We start from the raw sequence: 3635 nt of genomic DNA on the forward strand, positions 1-3635 counted from the left end.
CGGATAGATTACGTGTTAACCGTGAATCGACTGTATTCATACCTCATGGATGAATGCAATCCGTACCATGAGGAGCATGGAAGAGTTCGTGTCGTTCGTGACGGAAGAAGCCGCCCCGCCATCGGCGCCGGGCGAGGACGAGCACCCCGCCCTGGCCCTGGCGAACAGTGCCGTCGCACTGCCCGGCGGGCACATGGCCGATCTCCTGGGCACCCCGGCGCAGGCCGAGCAGTGGCTGACGCGGCGCGACCTCGCCCCGGCCGACGCCGGCTTGGCGGAGGTGTGCGCGACACAGCTGCGCTCGTTGCGCGAACAGGTGAGGTCGCTCCTGGCCTCCCGGATCGCCGGGCAGCCCGCCCTGCCCGCCGCCGTCACGGCGATCAACGACGCGATGACCCGCGTCCCCACCGCCTCCCTTCTACTGTGGGACGAGAAGGCCGGTCCCTGCCGAGCCACGCCCCACCCCACCACCGCGATCGTCGAGCATGCACTGGCCGTCATCGCCGCCGATGCCGCCGACCTGCTCACCGCCGCCGACGCCGCCCGCCTGACCGCCTGCGCCTCCCCACCCTGCAACCGCTTCCTGCTCAAGCGCGGCCGCCGCCAGTGGTGCTCCACCCGCTGCGGCGACCGCGCCCGCGCAGCCCGCGCCTACGCCCGCCGCACCGCGACGACCGACGACGCCACATCTCCAACCCAGCAGGTCACCGTGCACCGACCGGCTCCGGACGCCTGAGGCCTGACGCCGGACGCGGCCACGTGCACCGTCGACACGAGGAGCGCCGCAACTGCCGTACGGGCCACCCGCGACGCTCGGTCACAGTCGGCGGCGTCGTTGCCGATGTGGCCGTGCTCGGTGCTCCGTAGCTACTGACTCCGTTCAGGGGGAACTGATCATGAACACTCATGCCGTACGTCTGGAGAGCGCCGGCGCGGTCGTGAGCGTCGTCTCCGCCGAGCAGGCCGTCACCGACTGGTCCGCCCGCTACTTCGGCACCTGGTGGAAGGCCGCCGAGGCCGACCCCGCGAGCGTCAGCGCCGGGGCTCTGGTCACCGCCGGCGTGGACAACCGCGAGTACGACGACATCGCCTTGGCCGTGACGCGGTCCCCGCACACGAGCACCACCTACGCGCGGGCCCGACTTCTCCTCGCGGCGGACGCGTCCGGGGGTGTGATCCGGGCCGTGTCGCCGGAGGGTGCGCTTGCCTACCGGTCGGAGCCGGGGGTGTCGCGGCTGGACGTCGTCGGCTGCCGCACCGGGGACGTCGCCACGGCGACCGCCCGCTTGGCCCGGGAGATGGTGCGGGGCCTGCTGCTGCGCGACGGCTGGGCCGTGCTGCACGCCTCGGCCGTCGTCCAGGACGGGCGCACGGTCCTCACCTTCGGCGACAAGGGCGCGGGCAAGACGACGACCGCTCTCGCCCTGGCCTCCCGTCACGGTGCTGGCCTGCTCGCCAACGACCGCGTGTTCGTCCGGCCGGGCGAACGGGGCGGGGTGGACGTCCTGCCCTGGCCTTCGGCGGCGGCCGTCGGCCTCGGTCTGCTGGAGGCGCTGGGCTGGTTCGAGACCGCCCGGGAGCGTCTGGAGGCAGGCGAGACGCTGCACCCGACACAGGACGAGCGGGTGACGGAGGCTCTGTTGGCCGGGGACCGTACGCCGCTGTGGGAGCGCGGCAAGGAATTGAAGACGCAGGTGTTCCCGGACCAGTTCACCGGCTGGTTCGGCGTCCCCCTGGCGACCGAGGGCGAGGCGGCGGCACTGGTGTTCCCCAGGATCGAGGCCGGCGCGGCCCCGGCCGTCGACGAGACCGGCCGCGTGCTGGGCGGGGCGGACTTCATGAGCGGCGAGACGGAGGACCGCTACCCGGACGTGTTCGCCCTCCTCGGGGCCGACGGCGGCGGCACCGCGGCCGCCTGCGAGAACGTCGCCCGGCGCCTGGCGGAGCTGCCGCACCACTCGGTCGTCCTCGGCCACGACGTGGCCGCGAACGCCGACTTCCTGGCCAAGGTCACCGGACTCGCGACGTAGCCGGCTCCCGACTCGTCAGGCCCTGGTCGGGCCGCCGGCAGGCGCAGCGAGCGCAGCCGCTCGGTGACCGTACGGCCGGTTCGAGCTGGACGTGAACAGCTGCCTCGGTGTGGACCTGTCCATCCGGGCGACGGTGCCCGGCCCGCGTACCTCCGCAGGGCCAGGCAGCCGCAGAGCGGGACGGCCGCGAGCCCGGCGTGACACCGGTTCCGGGCCGCCCCTAGCTGGTGAGGGGCTCCACACCGAGGAGGGCTGCGGTCTTGGTGTAGACGGTTCGGGCGAGGGTGTCGTTCAGGGCCAGGCGCGAAGGGGTGTCCGGCTGGGACTCGCTGAAGAAGCCGCCGCTGGGGCGCGGCGCGGGCGAGGCGCCGGCGAGCCAGACCGGGGTCTGCACACCTTCGTCCGGGGTGATGGCGAACGGACGGAACAGCGGGGCGGTCAGCCGCATCAGGCCGCCGGCGTTGCTGTTCATCGCGGTGCCCTTGACCATGCCGGGATTGGCGTTGTAGACGCTCATGCCGTCAGGGAGGCGGTGTGCGAGTTCCCGCGCGGCCAGGAGGCTGACGAGTTTACTCGTCGCGTAGACGTTGATCTGGTGGTAGAAGCGTGTGCTCCACGATGTTCCCGCGACATCCGGATCGGTGGCATCGAGCTTGCCGCGCTTTTCCACGAACGAGGACATGTTGATGATCCGCGCTCCGCGCGAGAGCACTCCGTCGGCCAGGAGGGCATGGGTGAGCAGGAACGGGGCGTGGTGATTGAGCGCGTAGGTGCGCTCCGCGCCGTCCGGTGTCTGCTCGTACCGGGGGAACGCCGCCCCCGCGTTGTTGATGAGGACGTCCACCGGGTGTTTGTCGGCGGCCAGTTCCGCTGCCAGTGCCTGTACCTGAGACCACTGTTCCAGGTCAGCGGTGTACGTCCTCGGCGGTGCCACGTCACTGCCCGCGGGGGCCAGGCCGCGCAGGCTGTCGGCGGCGGCCCGGGTGCGCGAGGCGTCCCGGCCGACGAGGACGACGCTCTGACCGGCCTTGGTCAGGTGGCGTGCCGTCACCAGACCCAGGCCCGAGGCTCCGCCCGTGATGACCGCAGTCCCGCTGTTCATTGCTGTTCCTCTTTCACGGTGTCCTTGACGCCGATGGCCTCACCCGTCGGGCGGGGGCCGTCGATCACTTCGCGGAGAAGCGTGAGCAGGCGCAGCCTGCTCTCGTGGTCGAGGCGGTCGAAGGGCGAGTGCTCGATGGTGTGCTGGATGACGCGATCGCGCAGAGCGCATCCTTCGGGGGTGAGCTGGATGACTTTCGCGCGGCGGTCGTTGGGGTGGGGGACACGGCGGACCAGGCCGCGCTTCTCCAGCCGGTCAATCATCGCCGTGGCGGTCGAGGCGTCGCACTGCAGGAGGTCGGCCAGACGACGCGCGGTCATCTCCCGCCCTCGGCTCAGCCTCCACAGCGCATCGACCTGAGCGTCGGTCAGTCCCACTTCCCTGGCCAGGTCCTTGAGTTCGGCGTGCACCTGGGTACGGATCGCGAACAGGCAGTCGTAAAGCTCTTCGGTCAGCTGCCGATCATCCATGACCACACGGTACCTGGAATACATGGATAACCC

4 protein-coding genes are annotated in these 3635 nt (G+C 71.2%); 2 read left to right on the forward strand and 2 right to left on the reverse strand.

Annotation, left to right across the window (positions count from 1 at the left end; all coding sequences use genetic code 11):
• The first annotated feature begins 67 nt into the window (after positions 1 to 67).
• Together ABEA26_RS35315 and ABEA26_RS35320 are read left to right on the forward strand one after the other, a co-directional pair.
• The gene (locus ABEA26_RS35315; RefSeq protein WP_345598079.1) at positions 68 to 736 is read left to right on the forward strand and encodes an ABATE domain-containing protein; all 669 of its coding nucleotides are present in this window, start codon (positions 68 to 70) and stop codon (positions 734 to 736) included.
• A 160-nt stretch (positions 737 to 896) separates the two neighbouring features.
• The gene (locus ABEA26_RS35320) at positions 897 to 2030 is read left to right on the forward strand and encodes a phosphoenolpyruvate carboxykinase (ATP) (RefSeq protein ID WP_345598081.1); all 1134 of its coding nucleotides are present in this window, start codon (positions 897 to 899) and stop codon (positions 2028 to 2030) included.
• 220 nt (positions 2031 to 2250) lie between these two features.
• Here ABEA26_RS35320 and ABEA26_RS35325 read toward each other — a convergent pair whose 3' ends face one another.
• Together ABEA26_RS35325 and ABEA26_RS35330 are read right to left on the reverse strand one after the other, a co-directional pair.
• Entirely contained in the window at positions 2251 to 3132 is an 882-nt protein-coding gene (locus ABEA26_RS35325; protein WP_345598083.1) for an SDR family NAD(P)-dependent oxidoreductase, read from the reverse strand.
• A complete protein-coding gene (locus tag ABEA26_RS35330) occupies positions 3129 to 3602 on the reverse strand; it encodes a MarR family winged helix-turn-helix transcriptional regulator (RefSeq protein ID WP_345598086.1) in 474 nt (157 codons plus the stop codon). The genes ABEA26_RS35325 and ABEA26_RS35330 overlap by 4 nt, the downstream gene beginning before the upstream one ends.
• Between the last annotated feature and the right edge of the window lie 33 nt (positions 3603 to 3635).

This window comes from Streptomyces marokkonensis, from assembly GCF_039539045.1.
Lineage (GTDB): Bacteria > Actinomycetota > Actinomycetes > Streptomycetales > Streptomycetaceae > Streptomyces > Streptomyces marokkonensis.

What these genes read in the sequence shown, in the direction of transcription:
- ABEA26_RS35315 (WP_345598079.1), top strand. Translation starts at nt 68, where the DNA reads ATGAGGAGCATGGAAGAGTTCGTGTCGTTCGTGACGGAAGAAGCCGCC.
- ABEA26_RS35320 (WP_345598081.1), top strand. Translation starts at nt 897, where the DNA reads ATGAACACTCATGCCGTACGTCTGGAGAGCGCCGGCGCGGTCGTGAGC.
- ABEA26_RS35325 (WP_345598083.1), bottom strand. Translation starts at nt 3,132, where the DNA reads ATGAACAGCGGGACTGCGGTCATCACGGGCGGAGCCTCGGGCCTGGGT.
- ABEA26_RS35330 (WP_345598086.1), bottom strand. Translation starts at nt 3,602, where the DNA reads ATGGATGATCGGCAGCTGACCGAAGAGCTTTACGACTGCCTGTTCGCG.